We start from the raw sequence: 362 nt of genomic DNA on the forward strand, positions 1-362 counted from the left end.
AAGAAAACTGGATGATGGGACAATTGAAAGTAGACTAATCACACTTTACTTGGAGGGAATATGAATGAAATGGAATAAGAATCTCGGACTGATGACGATGGCACTCTCACTGAGCGGTTTACTCGTTGCTTGTGGTGAAAACGACACGACGAATAATGATACGAACATGTTTTTTTTCGGCGACATGCCCTACCCGCCGGAGTACCCGAAGATGCCCGGCGAGCCCAAGCGCGTCCAGCCCAGCCGCGCCCGCCACGATGACGACGACAGCGGGACGGCGTGAGCGGAGGCGGAGAGCAGGGCGGGAGCAGCGAGCGGCACGGCGCGCACGGGCGGCCGCTCACCCTCCGGGAGCGCTGGGA

General features: G+C 58.3%; 1 protein-coding gene. It reads left to right on the forward strand.

Features of this window, described 5'->3' with window-relative positions; all coding sequences use genetic code 11:
- Positions 1-64: 64 nt before the first annotated feature.
- Positions 65-283, forward strand: a complete 219-nt coding sequence (locus EVJ34_RS15860) for a hypothetical protein (RefSeq protein WP_201739965.1) — start codon at positions 65-67, stop codon at positions 281-283.
- The last annotated feature ends 79 nt before the right edge of the window (positions 284-362 follow it).

The organism is Exiguobacterium sp. SL-9, assembly GCF_004336985.1.
GTDB lineage: Bacteria > Bacillota > Bacilli > Exiguobacteriales > Exiguobacteriaceae > Exiguobacterium.